Below are 1,166 nucleotides of genomic sequence, written 5' to 3' on the forward strand. Positions count from 1 at the left end.
TTTATTTGTAACTGTTTTTTGTCCAGGAACAACTAATAAAGAAAGAATAGATTTCTTTTCTTCAAGACTTTTATTTTTGTTAAATAGCTTCCAAGCTTCCCAAGTTATATATAACTCAGCATTTTTAGTAGCAAAGCTTGATCTACTATGCGTTTTTTCTGCAATTATAGAGTGAAGTGCATTTATCAATTGAAGATTATATCTTCCTTTCCTTGATTCAGTTTTAGAATCTAGAGCAAAATGAGCTAATCCTGAGTTTTGTGCGAACTTAACTCCGCCTCTACTTTTATCTGTAACTAAAATAGCTTGTTCATTAAATCTAGATGTAAATGCTTTTTCTAAACCTGTACTACTTACATTACCTCTACCTATTGGTTTACCTATAACACGTTTACTCTCATCAATAGCAGTAGCAACACATACTTTGTCGTTACTTAACCCTCTTTTTGTATCTTGTGATCCTCGTTTATGAGAATAATCTCTAAATCCATATTTTTGATAGTCAGGTATTGTATTGGAGTAATCTTTTTCTATTCCTAAATTTAATGGACCTTTCCAGTTACCTTTAAAGCTAGAGGGAAGATAAAATTCATCTTCTTGTATTATGCCACTAAGAATCTCGCCTGCCTTTGAATTCGCAACATGAGTAAGAACCTTCATTCTCCATGAATGAGCTGTAGATAAGGATATATTACATTTCTCGGACAATATAGTTAATGAATCATTACAAAGCATACCTTCAATATATTTGTCCCATTTATTAGAAGAAGAGGATGTACCATCTGTAATTTTCCCAGAAGTTGGACCAAAAAAAGAAGAACATTCTTTACAACGAAATCTAGGTTTGCCATGAGCTGATCCATTTTTAACAAAATTTGATGAGCCGCATTTAGGACAAATAATTGAAGAGTTATTATTTTTAAAATTGCTTCTTGTACTTTTTAGAGCAGCGCTTCCTTCTCCATTAGGAGAAAGTCCATTTTCTTCTATAAGTTCATTTACAACATCAATAACTTGTTCTTTATCTTCTACTTCTTCAAGTGAATTAATTAATTGTTGATAAATTTCTAATGCTTTTTGCTTCTTTTCTTTGTTTGTCATAGTTAAATTATAATTGATAGAATTTCGCTTGTAAAGTAAAATCACTTTTATTTACGAAATAAGCC

The 1,166-nt window shown here is 30.9% G+C and carries 1 protein-coding gene; it reads right to left on the reverse strand.

The genetic code is table 11. The annotated features are described in order from the left end of the window. On the reverse strand, positions 1-1,101 hold a 1,101-nt coding region (locus EOL86_15335; protein NCD26942.1), incomplete at its 3' end, for an IS1595 family transposase. Between the last annotated feature and the right edge of the window lie 65 nt (positions 1,102-1,166).

The sequence above is a fragment of the Deltaproteobacteria bacterium genome, assembly GCA_009930495.1.
Taxonomy (GTDB): domain Bacteria; phylum Desulfobacterota; class Desulfovibrionia; order Desulfovibrionales; family Desulfomicrobiaceae; genus Desulfomicrobium.